Below are 22,464 nucleotides of genomic sequence, written 5' to 3' on the forward strand. Positions count from 1 at the left end.
TAAGGTCTGCCTCTCCCGCCGGGAGAGGGAAGGGGCCCGCGCCGGACGCGTGGGAAGGGTGAGGCCGATCTCACCGCCCGGACCTTCACCCGCACCCTCCCACGCGCAAGGGCGCGCGGGCCCCTCCCTCTCCCGGCGGGAGAGGGTAAGCGAGAACCATCATGGCTGACTTCCTTCTTGAACTTCTTTCCGAAGAAATCCCGGCGCGGATGCAGGACAAGGCGTGCACCGATCTGGCGCGGCTGTTCACGGCGGAGCTGGCCAGGGCCGGGCTGGCGGCGGCGGCGATCGAAACCTATGCCACGCCGCGGCGGCTGGCGCTGATCGCGCGCGGCTTGCCGGTCGCGACCGACGCGGTATCGGAAGAGGTCAAGGGGCCGCGCGCGGATGCACCGGCGCAGGCGCTGGCCGGATTCCTCGGCAAGACCGGCCTGACGCGGGAGCAACTGGTCGCGCGGGCGGATGCCAAGGGCAATCTGGTCCTCTATGCCGTCACCGAGAAGCCGGGCCGCGCGACGGCGGCGGTGCTGGCGGAAGCGGTACCGGCAATCATCCGGGGCTTCCCCTGGCCGAAATCGATGCGCTGGGGCGCGGAATCCGCCAGCACCGCGTCGCTGCGCTGGGTGCGCCCGCTGAAGGGGATCGTCGCACTGCTGGACGAGATGGTGGTGCCGATCGAGATTGCCGGCATCGTCGCGGGGGCGGCCACCGTGGGGCACCGGTTCCATCATCCGGACGCGATCACGATCGGGTCGGCGGACGATTATGCATTCAAGCTGCGCGCGGCGCACGTCATCCTTGATCAGGAAGAGCGGCGGCGGATCATCCGCGACGGCGCGGCGGCAGTCGCGGCGGCAGCGGGGCTGAGCGTCGTGCCGGACGAGGGGCTGGTCGCGGAGAATGCCGGGCTGACCGAATGGCCGGTGCCGCTGCTGGGGCAGTTCGATCCGGCCTTCCTGCAAGTCCCGCGCGAGGTGATCCAGCTGACCATGCGCACGAACCAGAAATATTTCGCGTTGGTCGATGCGGGCGGTGCGCTGGCGCCGAGTTTCATCTGCACCGCCAATATCGTGGCGCGCGATGGCGGCGCGGGGATCGTCGCCGGCAATGCCAAGGTGCTGGCGGCGCGGTTGTCGGATGCGAAATTCTTCTGGGAACAGGATCGGAAGGTTCCGCTGGCGGAGAGCGCGAAGAAGCTCGACCAGATCGTGTTTCACGAGAAGCTGGGCACGGTTGCGGACAAGGTGGAGCGGGTCGCCAAGCTGGCGCGCTGGCTGGTGGAGGAGGGGATCGTTGGTTCTGCTCAACCGGACCGCTCCGAACTGGCCGATATGGCGGAAACCGCGGCCAGGCTGTGCAAGGCCGATCTGGTGACGGGGATGGTCGGCGAATTTCCGGAACTGCAGGGAGTGATGGGCGGCTATTATGCCCGCGCGGAGGGTTATCCCGACGCCGTCGCGGACGCGATCCGCGACCATTACAAGCCGGTCGGGCAGGGGGATGAGGTGCCCACTGCGCCGGTGACGCTGGCGGTTTCGCTGGCGGACAAGCTGGATAGTCTGTTCGGCTTTTTCAGCCGCGATTTGAAGCCGACAGGTTCGAAAGACCCGTTCGCGTTGCGACGGGCAATGCTTGGCGTTCTGACGCTTGTGGAGACCAATGCGCTCCGGGCGCCATTTCGCGCATTCACCATGGCGGCTGGGCAAGGCCATATGTCTACCTTCGGCAGCGGTCATGACGTCCTTCTGGAGTTTGCGGTCGACCGCCTCAAGGTACAGCAGAAGGAAGCCGGGGTCCGGCACGACCTGATCGACGCGGTGTTCGCGCTTGGGGGCGAGGATGATCTCGTCCGCCTGCTCGCCCGTGTCCATGCGTTGCAGGCGTTCGTGCAGACGGTGGAGGGGGCGAACCTGCTCGCCGGATACAAGCGGGCGGCCAATATTCTGAAGAAGGAATCCCCTCTCCCACCGGGAGAGGGAGGGGCCCGTCCGGCGCAGCCGGATGGGAGGGTGAGGGTGGCTGCCCTCGACGACGCACCCTCACCCTCCGCCGCTGACGCGGCTCCTCCCTCGCCCGGGGGGAGAGGGGAAGACAAAAAACTGTCCTACACGCCCGAGCCGGCCGAGGCCGCGTTGGTGGCGGCGTTGGATGCGGTCGAGCCGGCGGCGCAGGCAGCGGTGGATGCGGAGGATTTCGGCGGGGCGATGGCGGCGCTGAGCGGGTTGCGGGCGCCGATCGATGCGTTTTTTGATGGCGTGACGGTCAATGATCCCGATCCGGTGAAGCGGGCCGCGCGGCTTGCGCTGCTGGAGCGGATCCGGACCGCGGTGCACCGGGTGGCGGACTTTTCGCGGATCGAGGGGTAGGGTTTCCGCACCGCTGCGGACGCAGGGGCGTTGGGCGGCGTTCAGGGTGGCGTGTGCCAGATGTGCCCTGGCGCAGGCCGGAGCCTTGGTGCGGCGTTTTTGCGTGTGCTTTTTGCGCCCGTGATGGTGGGCGACGCCGCTTCTGTCGTCATTCCGGCCTGCGACGGGATGAGTTCGGTGCTGGTCGTTGCCATCGTGGCATCGCGGGCGCTTCACCCCGGCGGGCGTCCCGAACCCCGATTGTCCGCCGTTGTCAGTCTTGCCAGCGGCCCATGCTGCACCGCACGTAGCGGCCACGACCCGATATCGAAGGAAGCCTCATGGCCACCGCATCCGTGCCGACCGAAACCAGCCCCCGTTACGTCTACCGGTTCGGCGGGGGTGTGTCCGATGGTGGCAAGGGCGACAAGAATCTGCTGGGCGGCAAGGGTGCGAACCTCGCGGAAATGGCGTCGATCGGGCTGCCGGTGCCGCCGGGCTTCACCATCTCGACCGAGATGTGCGTCCGCTATTATGACGAGGGCGAGCAGTTTCCGCAGTCGTTGCGCGACGAGGTCGCCGACGGGCTGACGCATATCGAGGGCATTACCGGCAAGCGGTTCGGGGATGCCGCCGATCCGTTGCTGGTGTCGGTCCGGTCGGGGGCCCGCGCATCGATGCCGGGGATGATGGATACGGTCCTCAACCTGGGCCTGAACGATGCGACCGTCGAGGGGCTGGCCGCGATATCGGAGGACCCGCGCTTCGCCTGGGACAGCTATCGCCGGTTCATCCAGATGTATTCGGACGTGGTGCTGGAACTGGACCATGGCGCGTTCGAGGAAGCGCTGGAGATCGCCAAGGAGGACAAGGGCTACAGCCTGGATACCGAGCTGAGCGCCGACGACTGGAAGGTGCTGGTCAGCGAATATAAGGCGATCGTGCAGGATCAGTGGAAGAAGCCGTTTCCGCAGGACGTGCATGAACAGTTGTGGGGTGCGGTCGGCGCGGTGTTCGGATCGTGGCAGTCCGAACGCGCCAAGGTCTATCGGCGGTTGAACAGCATTCCCGGCGACTGGGGCACCGCGGTGAACGTCCAGGCGATGGTGTTCGGCAACATGGGCGAGACGTCGGCCACCGGCGTCGCCTTCACCCGCGACCCCTCGACCGGCGAGCGCGCTTATTACGGCGAATTCCTGATCAATGCGCAGGGCGAGGATGTCGTCGCCGGCATCCGCACGCCGCAATATCTGACGCTGGCCGCGCGCCAGGCGGCGGGTGCGAAGGCGGCGTCGATGGAAGAGGCGATGCCGGAGGTCTATGCCGAGCTGGCCAAGGTGTTCGACCTGCTGGAGACGCATTATCGCGACATGCAGGACATCGAGTTCACGGTCGAGCGTGGGCATTTGTGGATGCTGCAGACCCGCGCCGGCAAGCGCACCGCCAAGGCCGCGCTGAAGATCGCGGTCGACATGGCGAGCGAAGGGTTGATTTCGGAGGAGGAGGCGGTCGACCGCGTCGATCCGGCCGCACTCGACCAGCTGCTGCACCCGACGCTGGACCCCGCGGCCCCGCGCGACGTGATCGCCAAGGGGTTGCCCGCGTCGCCGGGCGCCGCGTCCGGCATGGTGGTGTTCGATGCCGATACGGCGGAGAAGCGGGCGGAGCAGGGCGAGGCGGTGATCCTGGTACGGGTCGAAACCAGCCCCGAGGATATTCACGGCATGCACGCCGCCAAGGGCATCCTGACCGCGCGCGGCGGCATGACCAGCCATGCCGCGGTGGTGGCGCGCGGGATGGGCCGGCCCTGCGTGTCCGGCGTCGGCACGCTCAGCATCGATGCGAAGGCCAAGGTGATGAAGGTCGACGGCCGCACGCTGCGCGAGGGCGACATCGTCACGATCGACGGATCGACGGGCGAGGTGATGGCGGGCGAGGTGCCGACCGTGCAGCCGGAACTGTCGGGCGATTTCGCGGCGCTGATGGTGTGGGCCGACAAGGTACGCCGGCTAAAGGTGCGGACCAATGCCGAGACGCCCAACGACTGCCGCACGGCGCGCCAGTTCGGGGCGGAAGGGATCGGTCTGTGCCGGACCGAGCACATGTTCTTCGACGCCGCGCGGATCACGGCAGTGCGCCAGATGATCCTGGCGGAGGACGAGGTTGGCCGGCGCAAGGCGCTGGCGGTGCTGTTGCCCGAACAACGCTCCGACTTTGCCGAGATCTTCGAGATCATGGCCGGCCTGCCGGTCACGATCCGGCTGCTCGATCCGCCGCTGCACGAATTCCTGCCGCATGCGGAGGACGAGTTCGTAGAGGTGGCGAAGGCGACCGGCCTGGGGCTGGAGGCGCTGAAGCGGCGGGCGGCGGAGCTGCATGAGTTCAACCCGATGCTGGGCCATCGCGGGTGCCGGCTGGGCGTCACCTATCCCGAAATCTACGAGATGCAGGCGCGTGCGATCTTCGAGGCGGCGGTGGATGTCGCGGAGAAGAGCGGGGCGGCGCCGATCCCGGAGGTGATGGTGCCGCTGGTCGGCACGGCCCGCGAACTGGAATTGATGAAGGGCGTGATCGACGCGGCCGCCAAAGCGGTGTTTGCGGAACGCGGCCGGACCCTGGAATATCTGGTCGGCACGATGATCGAAGTGCCGCGCGCCGCGATCAAGGCGGGCGAGATCGCCGAACATGGTCAGTTCTTTTCGTTCGGGACCAACGACCTGACCCAGATGACGCTGGGCGTCAGCCGCGACGATGCGAGCCGGTTCCTGTCGGTCTATGTCGACAAGGGCATCTACGCCAAGGATCCGTTCGTCAGCCTGGACGTCGAAGGCGTCGGCGAACTGATCGCACTGGCGGCGGAGCGGGGGCGGGCGACCCGGCCGGAGATCAAGCTCGGTATCTGCGGCGAACATGGCGGTGACCCGGCGTCGATCGCCTTCTGCGAGGCAACCGGGCTGGATTATGTCTCGGCCTCGCCCTACCGCGTGCCGATCGCACGGCTCGCCGCGGCGCAGGCGGCGCTCCGCGCACGCTGAACCGCGTCAGGAGCGGATGTCAGGCAAACATCCGCCGATGCTCGTCGTGGCGCCCCGCGGCGAGCATTTCGGCCTGTTCGCGCCAGCGTTCCTGAACGATGATCCCTTCGGCCAAGCCAAGCCGGCGTTCCAGGGCGGCCGCGTCGCTATCGGACAACCGGGTCAGATCGCCATAATTGTGGATGCCAGCCTCGTTCAGCCGGGTTTCGCCTCCGCGGCCGATGCCGTGGATCAACGCCAGATCGTCACGCCGGCCGGCGGCCGCGGCGCCCACACTGGTCCCGACCCCACTGCCGATCCCCGCCGGCGTCCTGCGCTCCAGTTCGGTGATGCGCGCATCATAGGCGTGGCGGGATGCAATATGGTCCGACCGTTCGGTTTCGTAGGCGCGCCGCCATTTTCCGCCCCCCGATCGCGACATCAGTCCCAGCAGCCAGCCGAGGACCAGAACCAGCCCTAGGATCGCCCATTGGTTGGTGGTGAATGCCGTCATGACAACCTCCCTTTGTTTGCTGCATGAACGGTGGGATACGCGGGTCGTTCCGTCTCCGTGTCGATAATGTCAGCCCATCATGCTGTCGGAAATCGAGCAGGCCGCCGGACCCAGGATGACGACGAACAACACCGGCAGGATGAACAGGATCAGCGGCACCGTCATGATCGCGGGCAGGCGCGCGGCCTTTTCCTCCGCGCGCATCATGCGTTCGTGTCGGAATTCCGCCGAGAGCACACGCAGCGCGGAGGCGAGCGGCGTTCCATATTTCTCGGTCTGGATCATGGTGGTGATGACGCCGCGCACGGCGTCCAGCGGAACGCGTTGCGCCAGATTTTCGAACGCGGTCCGGCGATCGGTCAGAAAGCCGAGTTCGATCGCGGTCAGCCCGAATTCGTCGCCCAGTTCGGGATAGGCCTTGCCCAATTCGCGGGCGACACGCGTGAAAGCGGCGTCCACGGTCAGGCCGGCTTCGGCGCAGATGACCAGCAGGTCGAGCGCATCCGGTAGGCCCTTGCGGATTTCCTTGCTGCGCTTGGTGATCTTGTTCTGAACGAAGATGTCCGGCAATTTGTAGCTGAAGATCAGCGCGCCGCCGGAGAAGCAGAATTGCTTGAACGGCCCCCAGGTCGGAAAGCCGTTGATCCAGTAGACATAGATCGCCGCACCGCCGCCGATGACGATCGGCAGGACCATGCGCCCGAAAATCACGGCGACCGCGGCGTCCTTGGACCGGATGCCCGCCTGCGCCAGTTTGATCTGGGACGCCTTCAGTTGCGATTCCTGGAGGACCTTCAACGATCCCAGGAAACTGCGCATGCGGTCGGTGGCGCGGCTGGTGCCGTTCAGTTTCGCCCTGCGTTTGGATGTGGATGCGGTGATGCCGGCTTTCAGCTGTTCCCGGCGTTCGTTGAGCGCCTTCACCCGTTTCGCCATGGGGTTGCGCACCGTCAGCGCGGTGTAGATGGCGAGCAGCAGGCAGAAGGTCGCGAAGGCCGACAGGATCGTCGCGACCCAGAGGACATCGATTCCGAACAGCAGGGGCGGGGTGGCTTGCATGGTCGACCCGATCAGATTTCGAAATTGATCATCTGGGACATGATGAAGGCGCCGATCGCCATCCAGACGATCCCGCCGCCGCCGATGATCATCAGCCGCGTATCGGAGAAGAATTTGAGCATATATTCCGAATTGACGATGTAGATCAGCACGAACACGATGAAGGGCAGCGCGCCGAGGATATAGGCGGAAGCCTTCGATTCCGATGCCATGGCCTTCACCTTCAGCTTCATCTGCGCGCGCTTGCGGAGAACTTCGGCGAGGTTCGCCAGCGTCTCCGCCAGATTGCCGCCGGTTTCGCGCTGGATCGCCAGGGTGATGACGAAGAACTGGAATTCCGGCGTTTCGAGACGGTCGGCCGTGTCCTGCAACGCGGATTCCATCGTGCGACCGATCTTGATCTTGTCGGTGACGCCCCGGAACTCGACACCTACGGGGCCGGGTATTTCGCTGCCGACGACACTGAGCGTTTCCGAAATGGGCAAGCCGGAACGCAGGCCACGGACGAGCAGGTCGATGGCATCCGGAAAGCGTGCGGTGAACGCCGCGATGCGACGGCCGACCAGGATGCCCAGAACCTTGTAGGGCAGTCCGACGCCGCACAGGATCGCCATGAGCAGGGCCAGCAGCAGCGGCGCGCCCTTCACCAGCAGGAGGAGGCCGACCACGACCGTGATCCCGATCGACACCAGCGCATAGTTGCCGATCGACCACTCCTTGCCCGTCGCCTCAAGTTTCTGCGTCAGTTTCGCGCGGTTGGGGAGCAGCCGGGTGAAATAGCTGTCGAGCCGGGTTTCGCGCTGTTGCAGCACACGCCGCATCTGCGCTTCGATCACCCCTTCGGTATGGCGCGTCTTCAGCGCGCCCATCCGCCGGCTCTGATTCTTCGCGACCGATGGTCCGCTGAACGCGGCCAGCAGCAGCCCGGCGAAACCCAGGGTGCCAACGACAAGCAGGAGCAGCGGCATCATCGGCATTGCGGACGTCCGTATCGGAGGCAGGGCGAGGGGCCAGCGCGCGTCATGACCCGGCGTCGGCGCTCCTGGCCTTGCGAGCCGGCAGAAGATCACTCAGCTTACCCAGCAGCGAGCGCGTCTTGCCCGCGCCGGCCGCGCCGCCGATATCGGAGCTTGCGATCAGTTGGCCCGCCAGATCGAGATATTGGGCGCCGAGGCGGTTGCCCTTCGCGACTTCGGCCAGCGGCTTGCCGAGCTTAGCCGCCTGCGCCGCGAGCTTGGGATCGAGGTTGAGGCACAGGTCGATCCTGCGTTCGATGGACGTTTCGAAATCCTTGCGGCTGACCTCGGTCTGCCCGGTTTGCGGCACGCGGTTCGCAACGATGAAAATGCGGGTCTGCGGCGCGTTCGATTTCAGCCAGGACAGCATCCGAATCGTGTCCCGCGTGGCGGCCAGCGTGAGATCGGCGGCAATCACGGTCGCGTGCATGTCCTGCATCAGCTGCGGATGCTGGACCATGACATGGCGCGGTACGTCGATGACCGTGCATTCGAACGCGCCTTTCATCTCCTCCTGCAACTGGAAATAGGCGGCACCATCGTTGACGAGCGGCACAGCGATCGACGCCTCCGCCGACAGGACCGCAAGGCGCTGGTTCGCCTTCACCATCGCGCGTTCGAGGAAAAGGCCGTCGATCCGGCCGGGATTTTCGATGGCGTCCGTCAGGCCGCGACCCGGTTCCAGATCGAGCGCCAGCGCACCCGTGCCGAAATGCACGTCGAGATCGAGCAGCGCGGTGGTGCGCCCGTGTTTTTCACCGAACAGCCATGCGCAGGAGGTGGCGATGGTCGATGCGCCAACACCGCCGCGCACGCCGATCACGCCGCACATCAGATGCGGGCGATCGGCGACGAGATCGGCGCCATGACGCGGGCCGGAGATCACCATCTGCGCGTGCGAGAAGGTATCGCGGATCTGGTCCACTGAAAAGGGTTTCAGCAGATAATCCTGGATTCCCGAGGCCACCAGATCGCGGTAGAGCCGCACGTCGTTGACCATGCCGGCAGCGATCACGACGGTTCCGGGTTCGCAGACTTCGGCCAGCGCGTTGATGTCGTTCAGCGGATCGCCGCATTCCGACATGTCGACGAAGAGGATGTTCGGACTGGCCGAGACGGACAGCGCCTGGACCGCGGCGCGCAGGCCGCCCGTCTGGATTTTCTCCACGGCCCAGCCGAGTTCGGCGACGACGGGTTTCAGGACATCGGCGGTGGCACCGTCGCAGACATAGCCTGCAAACGGCTCCTTCAGCGCGCTGCTGCGGATCTGGAATGGTGCGTTCATCACTTACCTCCCGCGGATTCGGCCTTGACCGTACCGCTGGCGCCGGTGGGGACCAGTTCGGTATAGGCCTTGAGCGCGCGCGTGTTGGCCCGGGTGCTGAGCGTGGCGCGGCCGTGACGGCCGGCGACGAGATCCTGCGGATCGGCGACCATCAGCGCCAGGTTGCTGTTCGACGCGCAGCCATAATTGCTGTCGGTCGAGCCATCACTATAGGGGCGCGATGCTGTCGACCAGTCAGGGCACCCGGGTACGGACGCCGTGCTGCGGCTGATGATGACGCGCACGTTGCCGTCCGCAACGACGTTGGCGGTCACCGGCGGCGTATCGCCGAGCAGCAGCCCGTAGCGTGCCACGATCGCCGCGATCGCATCGCGTGCGCCCGGTTCACCGCGGGCACCATCGTCGATGGTGATGCGGTCACCATAGCCGAGCTTCATCGCGTCGAACCAGCCGGTCAGCCGGCGATCTTCGGCGGGTGTGATCGCAAAGCCATCGGCACGCACGTCGATCGCGAAGTCGGATCGGGCAACGACCGGTTGATGCACCGATTCCAGGCCGCGATTGACCGGCACGGTCGGCGTTCCGCAGCCCGACAGGGCCAAAGCGGGCGTGGCAAGCGACAGGAGGACGATGGCACGCATCAGGCGGCTTCCTTTTCGTCGGGCAATCAGAAGGTGAAGCCGGGTGCGGCAGATGCGGATGCGGAGGGTGCGGGCCGCGCCTGCCGCGCCGGTCCGTTCGGGCGGGCATCCGGCAAGGGCGTGGCGGGCGTGGTCGGCAAGGCGCGTGGGGCAGGACGCACGGCGCCGTTGGTGCCGGTCGCCAGCTGGCCACCCAGCAGGCGTGCGGCATCGGTCGGCGAGCGATAGCCGTCGGTCGGCAGGACGATCCGGTTCGCATCAACCGGCTTCACCAGATACGGCGTCACCACGATCACCAGTTCGGTTTCGTTGCGCTGAAAATTGTTCGACCGGAATAGGGCGCCGATCACCGGAAGATCGCCGAGAAATGGCGCTTTGTTCACCGAGTTGTTCTGATTGTTGCGGAGGAGCCCGCCGATCACCATCGACTCGCCCGAACCGAGTTCCAGCGTCGTTTCCGTGCGGCTGGTGGTGAGGCCGGGAACGGTGAAGCCGTTGAGCGTGACCGAACCGGCGCTGGTCAATTGCGACACCTCCGGCCGGACGCGCATCGAGATCCGTCCGTCCGACAGCACGAACGGGGTGAACGCCAGGCTGACGCCATATTGCTTATATTCGACCGACACCGCGCCGAGGCCCTGGCTGATCGGGATCGGGATTTCGCCGCCGGCCAGGAAACTGGCGGTCTCGCCGGACAGGGCGGTGAGGTTGGGATTGGCAAGCGTGGTCACCAGGCCATTCTGTTCCGCCAGATCCAGCGACGACCCGATATCCAGCCCGAACAGCTTGCCGAAAAAGCCGAGCGTGCTGCCGATGCCGCCATTGTTGAAGTTCGGTGCCGTGAACGAAACGCTGCCTTCACGGCCCTGTGCGATGCCGAAGCCGAAGCCGCCGGTGGCGTCACTGGTCAGGATGTTCACCCCGACATTTCTGAGGAAAGAGCGGCTGACCTCTGCAATCCGGACCTGGAGATTGACCTGGAGCGGCGTGGCGGTCTTCAGCCGGCTGACGATCTGCGTCGTTTCCCCGGAATAGGCCTGCACCAGCCGGGTCGCTTCGCCGACATCGTCGGGGGTAGCGACGGTGCCGGTCAGCAGGACCATGCCGTTGATCGGGGTCGCGACGATGGCGGCGTCGGGCATCGCCAGCTTCAGCATCTGATCCAGGCTGGAGATATTCTGTCCGACGCGCACGGTGGCGGACCAGACGACCGCGCCGGATGTGTCGGTGGCGGACATGTTGGTTTCGCCGGCGGCCTTGCCGAACACGTAGAGCTGGTTACCCGAACGCACCTGGACATCGGCGATCTTTTCGTCGGCGACGAAGATGTCGGACATCGCGCGGGGAAGGCGGATCATTTCGCCACGGCCGACGGAGAGGGAAATGGCACGACCCGCGGCATCACCCTGCGTCCCCGCCGGGGGCGTACGGGGTGCTGCGGCGATGGCGGGCGCGGGGCTGCCGACGGCAAGCCCGGCCGCAATCGCGGCGGCCAGGGCGGTTCCGATGATGGCGGCATGCCCGGACGGAATGTCGAAGCGCATCTTATTTCCCCCCGGCGGGTACGACGGTGACGGTATTGCCGCGCGCGACCCGCACGACGGGGCCGGCCGGAACGGGCGGGGCCCCCGCCGGAGCAAGGGCGGGGACCGCCCCCTGCTGCTGTTCCGGGGCCGTCGGCGCGGGACGCGGGACACTGGACCGCTGAAACCGCGAAACGTCCGCTCCGGTGGAATAGGTGGCGTCGCCCTCCTGCGGGCGGCTGGCGATTTCGAGCAGCATCTTGCGTTCGGCCTTGGGATCGGCGGCATCGGGAACGCTGACTTCGCCGGCGGCGATCGCGCGTTCGAGATCGGCGGTGTTGTCGGCGATCGAGCGGAGCGACAGCGAGAGCGCGCCGACGGTTTGAGCGACGGCCAGTTTCTCCGCGATCTTCGGCGTCGCCTCGACCGTCACGCTGGAAAAGGTGGACACGACCGACTTGCCCTGATCGTTGACGGTGTTGTCGGTGCGCTGGTCGGTGGCGAGCACGCGGACATTGCGCAGAATGGTTTCGGCGGCCTTCAACGGCTCGCCCACGCCGCCGCCGACCGTCTGCGTCAGCACGACATCGACGCGGTCGCCGGGAAAGACGAAGCCGGCCACGCCCGCCTGGCTGCTGACCGACAGGGTGACCGCGCGCATGCCGGGCCCGAGGGCCGCCGCCAGGAAGCCGCGATCGCCCGGCCGGACCAGCGAGCCCTGCGTGACCGGCTGTCCGGCAGTGATGTCCTGACGGACGACGGTGCCTTGCAGCACGGCGACGTCGTTTTGCCCCTTCAGATAATAGGCTTTTTCGATCAGATCCTTCGGCCAGGCGGTGAAGCGAAAGCTGTCCGGACCGATGATGGTGCCGACGGGCAGCGCGCGGGTTGCGACCAGCACCTCCGGCCCGACCGGTTGTGCTTCGATGGTTGCGGCCTGCGCGGTCGGCGCGGCAGCGCCGGTCAGCATCGACTTGACGGCAAAGGCCGACACGCCGGCCATGAGCAGCGCTCCGACGAGCAGGCCGAACTTCTTACCATCCATATCGTCGCAAGCCTCCACAACGGGCCGAACCCGAAGGCTCCTATTGCGGGATGCTGGTTAAGATACCGTTTGTCATGATCCACAGCGTGGCGCCGACGATGGCAAGGCCATAGGGAATTTCGGGCTGACCGGGGCGATGCCGAACGCGGTGCACGACGAGCATGACCAGGGTAAGAACGCCGCCGGCGATCGCCATCAGCATCAGCATCGGCAGGACCGCCGCGGGGGGCAGCCACAGGGCAAGGGCGGCAATCAGCTTCACATCGCCGCCACCCATCGCACCCAGCGCGAACAAGGCGGCGAAAGCGATGAACAGCGCGAGAGCGAGCCCGAGTTGCAGCGCCATGTCCGGCCATGGCGCATAGCCGAGTGCCAGCCACCAGAGCGGTGCCAGCAGCGCGATGGTGCCGTTCAGCCGGTTCGAGATGATCCGGCTGCGCAGATCGGTCCAGCCGGCGGTCAGCAGCAGCGCGCAAAGCGTTGCGAGCAGCAGGATCCGGGACCATTCCATGATCGCCGGACTAGACGGAGTTGGTTAGCAAACCGTAACGGAGCAGGATGATGACCCCGCCCTTCGATCGTCGTGCGATTCCGGCGGAACTGCGTTTCACGATGTGGGGCGCGCGGGATGGCGGGCGGTTGCGCGCCTTTGCATGGCGGCAGCGGGACGGCACGGCGGTGCGCGGGCAGCTGTTGTTCCAGACCGGGCGCGCCGATTTCGCGGAGAAATATCTGGAAACGCTGGCGCATTGGCACGCGCGCGGCTGGAACGTGGCGGGGTTCGACTGGCGGGGGCAGGGCGGATCGCAGCAACCGGCCGGGGAAATACCCGACCTGGCCACGATGCTGTCCGATCTGCGCGATTTCGTGCGGGCGTGGCGGGGGCAGGGCAGCGGCCCGCATGTCGCGATCGGTCATTCGATGGGCGGGCACCTGCTGCTGCGGATGATGGTGGAGGATAGTGGGGCGATCGATGCGGCCGTGCTGGTCGCGCCGATGCTGGCGCTGAACAGCCGGCCACTGCCGTCCTGGATCGCATCCCGCATCGCGCGGCTGGCCTGTGCCATCGGGCAGGGGCACCGCGCGGTGTGGAATACGGGCGCCGGGGCGGCCGGGCGACAGGCGCGCCTGACGGGCGATGCGGACCGTTATTCCGACGAACTCTATTGGATGGCGCGCAACCCCGGCTTTGCGGTGCAGCCGCCGCGCTGGGACTGGCTGGCGGAGGCGTATGCCGCCAATGCCCGACTGGCGCGGCGCGGCGTGCTGGAACGGATCGCGGTGCCGATCCTGCTGATCGGTGCGACGCAGGACCGGCTGGTGGATGCCGATGCCATCCGATCGGCGGCGGCACGACTGCCGCAGGCGGAGATCATGATGCGTGCCGATGCCGCGCATGAACTGCTGCGCGAGGTCGACCCGGTGCGGAATGCCGTACTGGCGCGGATCGACGGGTTTCTCGATGCGTTCGGGCCCGCATGATCCATGACATCGTCATCATCGGCGCCGGAATGGCAGGCGCCAGCCTGGCGGCGGAACTGGGTGGACGGGGTCGTATCCTGTTGATCGAAGCCGAGGAGCAGCCGGGCTATCACGCCACCGGCCGATCGGCGGCATTCTGGAACGAGACCTATGGCGGTCCCGCGGTGCAGCCGTTGACGACGGCATCCGGACCATGGTTGGCGAAACCGCCGATCGACGTGTCGCCGCACGGCTTCCTGTCGCCGCGGGGCGCCCTGCACCTAGCGGGGTACGGCGACGAGGGGTTGCTGGACCGGATGGTGGCGACGTTCGGCGACGCCGTACGGCTGGAGCCGCTGGACCGCGCGGCCCTGACGCGCGCGGTGCCAGGTCTGCGCGACGAGATCCGGCGCGGCGTGTTCGAGCCGAGTTGCCAGGATATCGACGTGGCGGGATTGCATGCCGCCTGCCTGGCCAAGGCGCGGCGCACCGGTGTCGCCATACGATGCCGCGCGCCGGTGGTGGCGATGACGCGGCATGCCGGAATCTGGCATTTGCAGATCCGGGATGGCAGCATGATCAAGGCGGATGTGGTGGTGAACGCCGCCGGCGCGTGGGCGCGGTCGATCGGCACATTGGCAGGTGCGACGCCGATTGCGATCGCGCCGCTCCGCCGGACGATGGTGCAACTGGCGCTGGCCTCGCCCGTCCCGGCATCGCTGCCGCTGGTCATCGACATTGCCGGACGTTTCTACTTCAAGCCCGATACCCATGGGCGGTTGTGGGTGTCGCCGCATGACGAGACTCCGGCCGAGGCCGGCGACGCCGCGCCCGAGGAACTGGACATCGCGCTGGCGATCGACCGACTGGAACGGACGGTGGACTGGACGGTGGTGGCCAAGGAACGGGCTTGGGCGGGCCTGCGCAGTTTCGCGCCGGACCGGGCGCCGGTCTATGGCCCGGATCCGAAGGCGGCTGGCTTTTTCTGGTTCGCGGGGCAGGGCGGGTTCGGAATCCAGACCGCACCGGCCGCCGCCATGATCGGGGCGGCCCTGCTGGCCGATGACAGGTTGCCGGATGCGGTAAGCGACATCGACCTGGATCCATATAGCCCGAGTCGGTTTTCCTGAGCCGAGCGCGCCGCATCGATTACCAATTTTTATTATGATTAAGAGCCTGGTTTCAGACGATCGGTCGAGACTTTCATGCTTTGGCAATCTTGTGGGTAGAGCGTGCGCCCCATGAACAGCGCCCCAATCCACCCTGCGCAGGCTGTATCGCCGCTGGACGAAGCCGATCGGCTGGAATGCCTGGCGGGCTATGACCTCGATCTGACACGCATCGTGCCGCTGTTCGACAAGATCGCGGCGCTGGGTGCGCAGATATTCTCGGTGCCGATCTGCCTGATTTCATTGGACGGCGCAGACGATCAGAATTTTATTGGATGTCACGGCCTCGACATGCGGTCCGTGCCGCGCGCGATATCGTTCTGCGATCGGATCCTGAACGGCCCCGATGTCGCGGTCGTCCCGGATCTGAGCCGTGATTCACGGTGCGCCGACAGCCCGTTCGTCCATGCCGCACCGCATGCCCGTTTCTATGCCGGTCTGCGGCTGATCACGGCGGAAGGGGTGCCCCTGGGATCGGTGTGCCTGATCGACGCCGAGCCGCGCGCGGCATTCGGGGACGCGCAGCAGGCGCAGCTGCGGGAATTTGCGGCGGTTGCGATCAGCGCGCTGGAATCCCGTCGCATGATGCTGGCGGGCGTTGCCGCGCGGCGGTTCGTGGACACGACCGGTATGGCCATCGTGACGTCCGGTCGGGACGGGCGGATCACCTTCTGGAACGCAGCCGCGGCCGCGATGTTCGGCTATTCCGCCGAAGAGGCGGTGGGTCGCGACCTGACGCTCATCATGCCGCACCGCTTCCGCCACCTGCACCGTTCGGGGATGAGCAGGATGGTGGCGGGCGGTGTTCCGACGCTGGCGGGCAAGCCCGTGGAGATTCAGGCGATCCGCCGGGACGGGACCGAATTTCCGATCGAACTGACGCTGAGCTACTGGAAGAGCGGCGACGGGATGGGATTTGGCGCCCACATCCAGGATATCTCCGCGCGCCGCAGCCGCGAGGCACGGTTGCAGCATCTGGCGCATCATGACGAACTGACCGGCTTGCTCAACCGGCGTGGGTTCGTGGAGCGGGTGGAGACCAGCCTGAAGGAGCAGGGCTGCGCGATCGTGCTGGCACTCGATCTCGACTCGTTCAAATCGGTCAACGACGCGTTCGGGCATGCCGTCGGGGACGCGTTCCTGCAGGCGCTGGCGGTGCGGCTGGTCAGTGCGACCGATGACGGCGCCGCGCTGGCCCGGATCGGGGGAGATGAATTCGCGATTCTGTTGCCCGCGGGAGCCGATCTGTCCCGCGCGGAGGTCGTCGCACGGACGATCCTGCTGTCCTTTTCCGATCCGGTTTCGATCTCGCATCATGACCTGCAACTGGGCATCAGCATCGGCATAGCCGCTGCGCCGCTGCATGCGGCGGATGGCGAGGACCTGATGATCCATGCGGACCTTGCCCTGTTCCGGGCCAAGCATGACGGCGGGCGCATCCACCGGATTTTCGACGCGGACATGGGGCGCGAACTGGCGACGACGCGGACGTTCAAGGTCGAGATCGGCCGGGCCACGCTGAATCAGGAATGGGAACTGCTGTACCAGCCGCAGGTGGGGTTGCGGCAGCGTGGCCTGATCGGTGCCGAGGCGTTGCTCCGCTGGCGCCATCCCGAGCGGGGATTGCTGACGCCCGGCGCGTTCATGGGGGTGCTGGAAACCCATGCGGCCGCGTTCGAGGTCGGTTGCTGGGTGATCGATGCGGCATGCCGGCAGCTGACCGCGTGGCGCACGGCCGGCCTGAAGATCGAGCGGATCAGCGTCAATCTGTTCGCGGCGCAGATTCGGGCGGGCAACCTGGCCACCATCGTGGGGGCGGCGTTGCTGCGTCACCGGCTGCTGCCCAGCGACCTGGAAGTCGAGATCACCGAGTCGATCGCGTTGCGCCATGATGCCGAACTGGCGCCGCTGCGGGCGCTCCACGAAGCGGGCGTCGCGATCGCGTTCGACGATTTCGGGACCGGCTTCGCGTCGTTGACCACGCTGAAGCGCTTTCCGCTGTCGCGATTGAAGATCGACCAGTCGTTCGTCGCCGATCTGTGCGTCGAACCGCACAGCGCGGCCATCGTGGAAGGCATGGTGGCGATCGGCCACCGGCTGGGCCTGAACGTCATCGCCGAGGGCATCGAGACGCTGGAACAGGAAAAGGCGTTGCGGCGACTGGGCTGCGATGAGGGGCAGGGTTATCGCTATGGGCGCCCGATGACCGGCGCGGACCTGCTGCATCGCTTCACGCGGCGGCGGCCCTCGGCGCGATGTTCCCCATTTGACCCAAGGCATGCCGCCGCCTAAGATCGCGAGATCATGGGCCTGGACGCACGCACGAAGAACATCACGCGGGCTGCGGGCGGGGCGGCACGGCAGCGCGATCGCGCCGCATGACCGATGGCAGCGCCCGGGCGGAGATGCGCAAGATCATCCATGTCGACATGGATGCCTTCTATGCCTCCGTGGAGCAGCGCGACGATCCGGCGTTACGGGGCAAGCCGGTGGCGGTCGGCGGGTCGCGCGAACGTGGTGTGGTGGCGGCCGCAAGCTATGAAGCGCGGCGCTACGGGGTCCGATCCGCCATGGCGTCCGTCACCGCGCGGCGGCGATGCCCGGACCTGCTGTTCGTGCGCCCGCGGTTCGACGTGTATCGATCGGTCAGCGACCAGATTCACGACATCTTTCGCCGGCATACCAGCCGGATCGAACCACTCTCGCTGGACGAGGCCTATCTGGATGTGACGGGCGTGGAATCGGCGCGCGACGTGGCGGAGGCGATCCGCGCGGCCATCCGCGCCGAAACCGGACTGACGGCGTCGGCCGGGGTTTCGTACAACAAGTTCCTGGCCAAGATCGCATCCGACCAGAACAAGCCGGACGGGATTTGCGTCATTCCGCCTGCCGCCGGCCCGCGCTTCGCCGCGGCCCTGCCCATCAAGCGCTTTCACGGGGTGGGTCCGGTGACGGCGGCGAAGATGGACCGGCTGGGCATCGTGTCCGGCGCGGACCTGCTGGCCCGGCCGATTGATTGGCTGCGGGAACGCTTCGGCAAGTCGGCCGACTATTATGTCCGGGCCGCGGCCGGGCTGGACGACCGGCCGGTCCGGTCCGATCGCATCCGCAAATCGGTGGGTGCGGAGCGGACCTTTTCGACGGATATCGCCGATCCCGACGGCCTGTTCGCGGCGCTGGAAACCGTGACCGATGCCGCATGGGAGCGGATCGCACGATCGCGCGCCACGGGGCGGACGGTGACGCTGAAGGTCAAATATCAGGATTTCCAGCAGATCACACGCGCGCGCAGCGGCCCACGTCCGATCGCGAGCCGGGAGGCACTGGCAGACACGGGGCGGGGTCTGTTGCGCGCGCTGTTGCCGGTGGACAAGGGCGTGCGCCTGCTGGGCCTGACCCTGTCGCAACTGGGCGAGGCGGGGGACGCGCCCGCCGAGATCGGATTGTTGCTATGACCACCGCGCCATTCGTTCGGGTGATCGATCTGGAAACGACCGGATCGCGCCCACCCGCCCACGCCGTGTGCGAAGTTGGCTGGCAGGATGTGGTGCAGGGTGCGGACGGTCGCTGGGCCATCGGCGGCGGTGAGGGCGCCGAACTGGTCAATCCGCAGCGACCAATCCCGCCGGTGACGCAGGCGGTGCATCACATCATCGACGCGGATGTCGCGAATGCACGGATCTGGTCCGATGTCGCGCCGGCTGTGTTGCGCCCGGCCGGGGTGCTGGCCCTGGCGGCCCACCGGGCATCGTTCGAGCAGCGGTTCTGCACGCCGCCCCTGACCGGTGGGGCGGACTGGATCTGCACCTGGAAATGCGCACTGCGGCTGTGGCCGGGCAGCCCGTCCTTTTCCAATCAGGTGCTGCGCTATTGGCGCAAGCCCGTCGGTCTCGACCGCGCGCGCGGATTGCCGGTGCATCGCGCCTTTCCGGACGCCTATGTCACCGCGCACCATCTGCGCGACATGCTGGCCACGGTGTCGGTGGCGCAGCTGATCGCGTGGAGCGCCGTCCCGGGGCTGTTACCGCGGGTGCCGGCGGGGCCGCTGCGCGGCACGGCATGGACCGATGTCGACGCGGACGCCCTGCAACGGTTTGTGAACGACCGCGACGAGGATGTTCGCTATTCTGCCGAGACAGAACGGGCGCGTCGCAGCGGGGCGGTTCCGGCGATCGCGCCGGCGCCGCCGCAGCCCCGCCTGTTGTAAGGCCCGCCGGATCAGCGAGTAGCGTTATAGCGGAGCTGATCCTGCGTCAGCTGGAACCCGACCAGCAGTTCGAAGCTCGCCCGTTGCACGGCGGCGCGCGTCACGGGATCCGACATCGGATCGATCGAGGCATCGGCATCGGTGGGCTTCCGGCGGCGTGTCACCTTCTTCAGCACCTCCGGCGGGAGCGTGGCGGCCGCCGCGGAGATGGTGGCGCCGGCGCTGCCGCTGGCACTGGCGCGCAGCTGCCCGTCCGCGAAGTGCAGCACCGCCTGGTTCACCTGCTTCGACACGATGACCGTACCCCCGCGGATGACGGTCGCGAAATAGGCCAGGGTGACATCGCGCGCCGGGCCGGCCGTGGCGCGGCGGCCGAGAATGTCGAAACTCACGGTGGAGCGGATCGGGTCGGTGGGGCCGGTGCAGGTGGATTTCAGATTGGTGATCGTCGCGGTCACATCGATGGCGCGCGCGTCCCGGCTGGCGGGTGGATCGAACAGGGTGACGTCCCCGGTATAGGTCGGCACCGCAACCGCCGGGCAGGCGGAACGCGTGATCCGGACACCGCCCGTCTCGTCAAATTCCCCCGCGGACGAGCAGGCGGAGAGGGACACGGTCGCGATCGCGCCGAGAAGAACGGGGGTCAGCAGGCGCAAGGGGTCACTCCGGAACACGGCATCAGGTGGTCGATCATAGGAACCGGCTTCCGGACAGGCAAGCAATCGCGTACAGCGCGACCATGCCTGACCTGCCCCATTCCGCCCCGACCGACACACAGGCGGCGTTGCCGCCCCTGGCCCTGCTGATCGCGGCGCCGCGCGGCTTTTGTGCCGGGGTGGATCGTGCGATCCAGATCGTGGAACTGGCGATCGCGAAACATGGCGCGCCGGTCTATGTCCGGCACGAGATCGTCCACAATAAATATGTCGTCGATTCGCTGAAAGCGAAGGGCGCGGTGTTCGTGGAGGAACTGGACGAGGTTCCGGACGGCGTGCCGGTGGTGTTTTCCGCCCACGGCGTGCCAAAATCGGTGCCGGCCGACGCGGCGGCGCGGGGCCTCTATTATCTGGACGCGACCTGCCCGCTGGTATCGAAGGTGCATCGCCAGGCCGAGCGGCTGGTGGAGGCGGGACGCCACATCCTGTTCGTGGGTCATGGCGGGCATCCGGAGGTGATCGGCACGTTCGGCCAGGTGCCCGATGGTGGGATGACCCTGATCGAGACCGCCGCGGATGCCGAGCGGGTGGCGCCGGCCGATCCCGACAATCTGGCGTTCCTGACGCAGACCACCTTGTCCGTCGACGACACGGCGGAGGTCATCGCGATCCTGCGCGCGCGGTTTCCGGCCATTCAGGCGCCGCGCGGCGAGGATATCTGCTACGCGACATCGAACCGCCAGGCGGCGGTGAAGGCGATCGGCGCGGCCTGCGACGCGATGCTGGTGATCGGCGCGCCAAATTCCTCCAACTCGCTCCGTCTGGTCGAAGTGGCCGAGCGTGGCGGGACCAAGGCGAGGCTGATCCAGCGCGCGGCGGAGATCGATTTCGACTGGCTGGCGGGCGTGCGCACGCTGGGGATCACGGCCGGCGCCTCCGCACCGGAAGTGCTGGTACGCGAGGTGGTCGATCATCTGGCGACGCGGTTCACGGTCGAGGAGCGTGAAGCGGAAAGCGTGCGCGAGACCATGGTGTTCAAGCTGCCGCGCAGCCTGGAAACCGCCTGATCCCGTACCGACGCCAGGGGGCGACTGATGGCCGTTTTCACCAACGTCTCCGCCGAGGCGATGAGCGCCCTGCTGACGCGCTACGACGTCGGCACCTTGTTGTCCGCCAAGGGCATTGCGGAGGGCGTGCAGAACAGCAATTTCCTGGTCGATACGACCGGTGGGCGCTTCATCCTGACGCTGTATGAGGAACGGGTCGATGCCGACGACCTGCCGTTCTTCCTGCGCCTGCTGGATCATCTCGCCGATCGCGGGCTGCCCGTGCCGCGCGCGATCCGCGACCGGACCGGCGCGCAGTTGCAGCAGGTGGCGGGACGGCCGGCATGCCTGATCGAATTTCTGTCCGGCGTGTCGGTAACGCATCCGACGGTGGCACAGGCGCATGCCGCAGGCGAGGCGCTGGGCAATCTGCACGTCGCGCTGCGCGATTTCGCACCGCGGCGGGACAATGCGCTGGGGATTGCCGGCTGGAACGCGCTGGCGCTGCGTTGCGGGGCCGATCTGGACTGCATCCTGCCCGGATTGCAGGACCGGATCACGGCGGAGCGCCAGTTTGTCGATGCGCACTGGCCATCGACATTGCCGATCGCCACCGTCCATGCCGATCTGTTTCCCGACAATGTGCTGATGCTGGGCGACGCCGTGACCGGCATCATCGATTTCTACTTTGCCTGCACGGACATCCGCGCGCTGGACGTGGCGGTGACGCATGCGTCCTGGTGCTTCGACGCGGACGGCGCGCGGTTCCACCCCGATCGCGCGGCGGCGCTGCTGGCGGGGTATGAAGCGCGGTTCGGGCTGAGCGCGGCGGAGCGTGCGGCGCTGCCGATCCTGGCGCGGGGTGCGTGCCTTCGGTTCGCGCTGACCCGGGCGTGGGACTGGTTGAACACGCCTGCGGACGCGCTGGTGACGCGCAAGGATCCGGCGGCGTTCGTGCGTCGCATGGATGCCTATCGCGACCGGCCGGCGAAAGCGCTGTTTCCTGTATGACGACCGATCCATCCAAGCTCACCACCGTCGAGATCGCGACCGACGGCGCGTGCAAGGGCAATCCCGGGCCGGGCGGCTGGGGGGCGCTGATCCGCGCGAGCGGCAAGGAAAAGGAATTGTCGGGTGGCGAGGCGATGACCACCAATAACCGCATGGAATTGATGGCGGCGATCCGCGGGCTGGAGGCGCTGACGCGACCGTGCCACGTCGTCCTGTCAACCGACAGCCGTTACGTGATGGACGGGCTGACCAAGTGGATCAAGGGTTGGCAGAAGAATGGCTGGAAGACTGCGGCGCGCCAGCCGGTGAAGAATGCCGATCTGTGGCAGGCACTGGTCGCGGCATCCGAACGCCACCGGATCGAGTGGAAATGGGTGAAGGGTCATGCCGGCCACCCCGACAATGAACGCGCCGATGTGCTGGCGTCCAATGCCGCGATGAACGCCCGACGCCCTGGCTGACCGATCGTGCG

At 67.0% G+C, this 22,464-nt stretch carries 19 protein-coding genes; 10 read left to right on the forward strand and 9 right to left on the reverse strand.

What is annotated here, in order from left to right:
- Positions 1–161: 161 nt before the first annotated feature.
- Positions 162–2,366, forward strand: a complete 2,205-nt coding sequence (glyS, locus tag VF649_RS13660) for a glycine--tRNA ligase subunit beta (protein WP_331012507.1) — start codon at positions 162–164, stop codon at positions 2,364–2,366.
- A 320-nt stretch (positions 2,367–2,686) separates the two neighbouring features.
- Positions 2,687–5,380 carry a pyruvate, phosphate dikinase gene (gene ppdK / locus VF649_RS13665; RefSeq protein WP_331012508.1) on the forward strand — a complete coding sequence of 898 codons (2,694 nt, stop codon included), beginning with the start codon at positions 2,687–2,689 and terminating at the stop codon, positions 5,378–5,380.
- Positions 5,381–5,399: 19 nt separating this feature from the next.
- On the opposite strand, the gene VF649_RS13670 is transcribed toward ppdK, so the two are convergent.
- The 8 genes from VF649_RS13670 to VF649_RS13705 all read right to left on the reverse strand — a co-directional run bounded on the left by VF649_RS13670 (position 5,400) and on the right by VF649_RS13705 (position 12,953).
- Positions 5,400–5,873, reverse strand: coding sequence for a hypothetical protein (locus tag VF649_RS13670; RefSeq protein ID WP_331012509.1), 474 nt, complete (start codon positions 5,871–5,873; stop codon positions 5,400–5,402).
- A 69-nt stretch (positions 5,874–5,942) separates the two neighbouring features.
- The gene (locus tag VF649_RS13675) at positions 5,943–6,932 is read right to left on the reverse strand and encodes a type II secretion system F family protein (protein ID WP_331012510.1); all 990 of its coding nucleotides are present in this window, start codon (positions 6,930–6,932) and stop codon (positions 5,943–5,945) included.
- 11 nt (positions 6,933–6,943) lie between these two features.
- Positions 6,944–7,909, reverse strand: a complete 966-nt coding sequence (locus tag VF649_RS13680) for a type II secretion system F family protein (RefSeq protein ID WP_331012511.1) — start codon at positions 7,907–7,909, stop codon at positions 6,944–6,946.
- Between the two features lie 43 nt (positions 7,910–7,952).
- On the reverse strand, positions 7,953–9,233 hold the full coding sequence (locus tag VF649_RS13685; protein ID WP_331012512.1) for a pilus assembly protein CpaE: 1,281 nt from the start codon (positions 9,231–9,233) through the stop codon (positions 7,953–7,955).
- Entirely contained in the window at positions 9,233–9,874 is a 642-nt protein-coding gene (locus tag VF649_RS13690; protein WP_331012513.1) for a CpaD family pilus assembly protein, read from the reverse strand. Before VF649_RS13690 ends, VF649_RS13685 begins: the two co-directional genes overlap by 1 nt.
- Before the next feature lie 26 nt (positions 9,875–9,900).
- Entirely contained in the window at positions 9,901–11,418 is a 1,518-nt protein-coding gene (locus VF649_RS13695; RefSeq protein WP_331012514.1) for a type II and III secretion system protein family protein, read from the reverse strand.
- A 1-nt stretch (position 11,419) separates the two neighbouring features.
- Positions 11,420–12,442: a Flp pilus assembly protein CpaB gene (gene cpaB, locus VF649_RS13700; protein ID WP_331012515.1), complete on the reverse strand. Its 1,023-nt coding sequence runs from the start codon at positions 12,440–12,442 to the stop codon at positions 11,420–11,422.
- Between the two features lie 40 nt (positions 12,443–12,482).
- A complete protein-coding gene (locus VF649_RS13705) occupies positions 12,483–12,953 on the reverse strand; it encodes an A24 family peptidase (RefSeq protein ID WP_331012516.1) in 471 nt (156 codons plus the stop codon).
- 50 nt (positions 12,954–13,003) lie between these two features.
- On the opposite strand from VF649_RS13705, the gene VF649_RS13710 reads away from it, so the two are divergent.
- From VF649_RS13710 to VF649_RS13730, 5 genes are all read left to right on the forward strand, one after another.
- Positions 13,004–13,924 (forward strand): alpha/beta hydrolase, encoded by a 921-nt coding sequence (locus VF649_RS13710; RefSeq protein WP_331012517.1) that lies wholly within the window; start codon positions 13,004–13,006, stop codon positions 13,922–13,924.
- On the forward strand, positions 13,921–15,033 hold the full coding sequence (locus tag VF649_RS13715; protein WP_331012518.1) for an FAD-dependent oxidoreductase: 1,113 nt from the start codon (positions 13,921–13,923) through the stop codon (positions 15,031–15,033). The genes VF649_RS13710 and VF649_RS13715 overlap by 4 nt, the downstream gene beginning before the upstream one ends.
- Positions 15,034–15,144: 111 nt before the next feature.
- Positions 15,145–17,364 (forward strand): putative bifunctional diguanylate cyclase/phosphodiesterase, encoded by a 2,220-nt coding sequence (locus VF649_RS13720; RefSeq protein ID WP_331012519.1) that lies wholly within the window; start codon positions 15,145–15,147, stop codon positions 17,362–17,364.
- Positions 17,365–17,450: 86 nt separating this feature from the next.
- Positions 17,451–18,527 carry a DNA polymerase IV gene (gene dinB, locus VF649_RS13725; protein WP_331012520.1) on the forward strand — a complete coding sequence of 359 codons (1,077 nt, stop codon included), beginning with the start codon at positions 17,451–17,453 and terminating at the stop codon, positions 18,525–18,527.
- Positions 18,524–19,279 (forward strand): exonuclease domain-containing protein, encoded by a 756-nt coding sequence (locus VF649_RS13730; RefSeq protein WP_331012521.1) that lies wholly within the window; start codon positions 18,524–18,526, stop codon positions 19,277–19,279. Before dinB ends, VF649_RS13730 begins: the two co-directional genes overlap by 4 nt.
- An 11-nt stretch (positions 19,280–19,290) precedes the next feature.
- On the opposite strand, the gene VF649_RS13735 is transcribed toward VF649_RS13730, so the two are convergent.
- On the reverse strand, positions 19,291–19,929 hold the full coding sequence (locus tag VF649_RS13735) for a hypothetical protein (RefSeq protein WP_414713684.1): 639 nt from the start codon (positions 19,927–19,929) through the stop codon (positions 19,291–19,293).
- Positions 19,930–20,018: 89 nt separating this feature from the next.
- On the opposite strand from VF649_RS13735, the gene ispH reads away from it, so the two are divergent.
- The 3 genes from ispH to rnhA are packed head-to-tail and all read left to right on the forward strand — an operon-like array spanning position 20,019 to position 22,453.
- Positions 20,019–21,002: a 4-hydroxy-3-methylbut-2-enyl diphosphate reductase gene (ispH, locus tag VF649_RS13740; protein ID WP_331012523.1), complete on the forward strand. Its 984-nt coding sequence runs from the start codon at positions 20,019–20,021 to the stop codon at positions 21,000–21,002.
- A 27-nt stretch (positions 21,003–21,029) separates the two neighbouring features.
- Positions 21,030–21,992 (forward strand): homoserine kinase, encoded by a 963-nt coding sequence (gene thrB / locus VF649_RS13745; RefSeq protein ID WP_331012524.1) that lies wholly within the window; start codon positions 21,030–21,032, stop codon positions 21,990–21,992.
- A complete protein-coding gene (rnhA, locus tag VF649_RS13750; protein WP_331012525.1) occupies positions 21,989–22,453 on the forward strand; it encodes a ribonuclease HI in 465 nt (154 codons plus the stop codon). Before thrB ends, rnhA begins: the two co-directional genes overlap by 4 nt.
- Positions 22,454–22,464 lie beyond the last annotated feature (11 nt).

This window comes from Sphingomonas sp. (assembly GCF_036387535.1).
GTDB lineage: Bacteria > Pseudomonadota > Alphaproteobacteria > Sphingomonadales > Sphingomonadaceae > Sphingomonas_R.

Coding starts and splice junctions, on each gene's coding strand:
- VF649_RS13680 (WP_331012511.1), bottom strand. CDS start 7,909: ATGCCGATGATGCCGCTGCTCCTGCTTGTCGTTGGCACCCTGGGTTTC.
- ispH (WP_331012523.1), top strand. CDS start 20,019: ATGCCTGACCTGCCCCATTCCGCCCCGACCGACACACAGGCGGCGTTG.
- VF649_RS13710 (WP_331012517.1), top strand. CDS start 13,004: ATGACCCCGCCCTTCGATCGTCGTGCGATTCCGGCGGAACTGCGTTTC.
- rnhA (WP_331012525.1), top strand. CDS start 21,989: ATGACGACCGATCCATCCAAGCTCACCACCGTCGAGATCGCGACCGAC.
- ppdK (WP_331012508.1), top strand. CDS start 2,687: ATGGCCACCGCATCCGTGCCGACCGAAACCAGCCCCCGTTACGTCTAC.
- cpaB (WP_331012515.1), bottom strand. CDS start 12,442: ATGGATGGTAAGAAGTTCGGCCTGCTCGTCGGAGCGCTGCTCATGGCC.
- VF649_RS13705 (WP_331012516.1), bottom strand. CDS start 12,953: ATGGAATGGTCCCGGATCCTGCTGCTCGCAACGCTTTGCGCGCTGCTG.
- VF649_RS13715 (WP_331012518.1), top strand. CDS start 13,921: ATGATCCATGACATCGTCATCATCGGCGCCGGAATGGCAGGCGCCAGC.
- VF649_RS13670 (WP_331012509.1), bottom strand. CDS start 5,873: ATGACGGCATTCACCACCAACCAATGGGCGATCCTAGGGCTGGTTCTG.
- VF649_RS13690 (WP_331012513.1), bottom strand. CDS start 9,874: ATGCGTGCCATCGTCCTCCTGTCGCTTGCCACGCCCGCTTTGGCCCTG.
- VF649_RS13675 (WP_331012510.1), bottom strand. CDS start 6,932: ATGCAAGCCACCCCGCCCCTGCTGTTCGGAATCGATGTCCTCTGGGTC.
- VF649_RS13720 (WP_331012519.1), top strand. CDS start 15,145: ATGAACAGCGCCCCAATCCACCCTGCGCAGGCTGTATCGCCGCTGGAC.
- VF649_RS13695 (WP_331012514.1), bottom strand. CDS start 11,418: ATGCGCTTCGACATTCCGTCCGGGCATGCCGCCATCATCGGAACCGCC.
- VF649_RS13730 (WP_331012521.1), top strand. CDS start 18,524: ATGACCACCGCGCCATTCGTTCGGGTGATCGATCTGGAAACGACCGGA.
- dinB (WP_331012520.1), top strand. CDS start 17,451: ATGACCGATGGCAGCGCCCGGGCGGAGATGCGCAAGATCATCCATGTC.
- thrB (WP_331012524.1), top strand. CDS start 21,030: ATGGCCGTTTTCACCAACGTCTCCGCCGAGGCGATGAGCGCCCTGCTG.
- glyS (WP_331012507.1), top strand. CDS start 162: ATGGCTGACTTCCTTCTTGAACTTCTTTCCGAAGAAATCCCGGCGCGG.
- VF649_RS13685 (WP_331012512.1), bottom strand. CDS start 9,233: ATGAACGCACCATTCCAGATCCGCAGCAGCGCGCTGAAGGAGCCGTTT.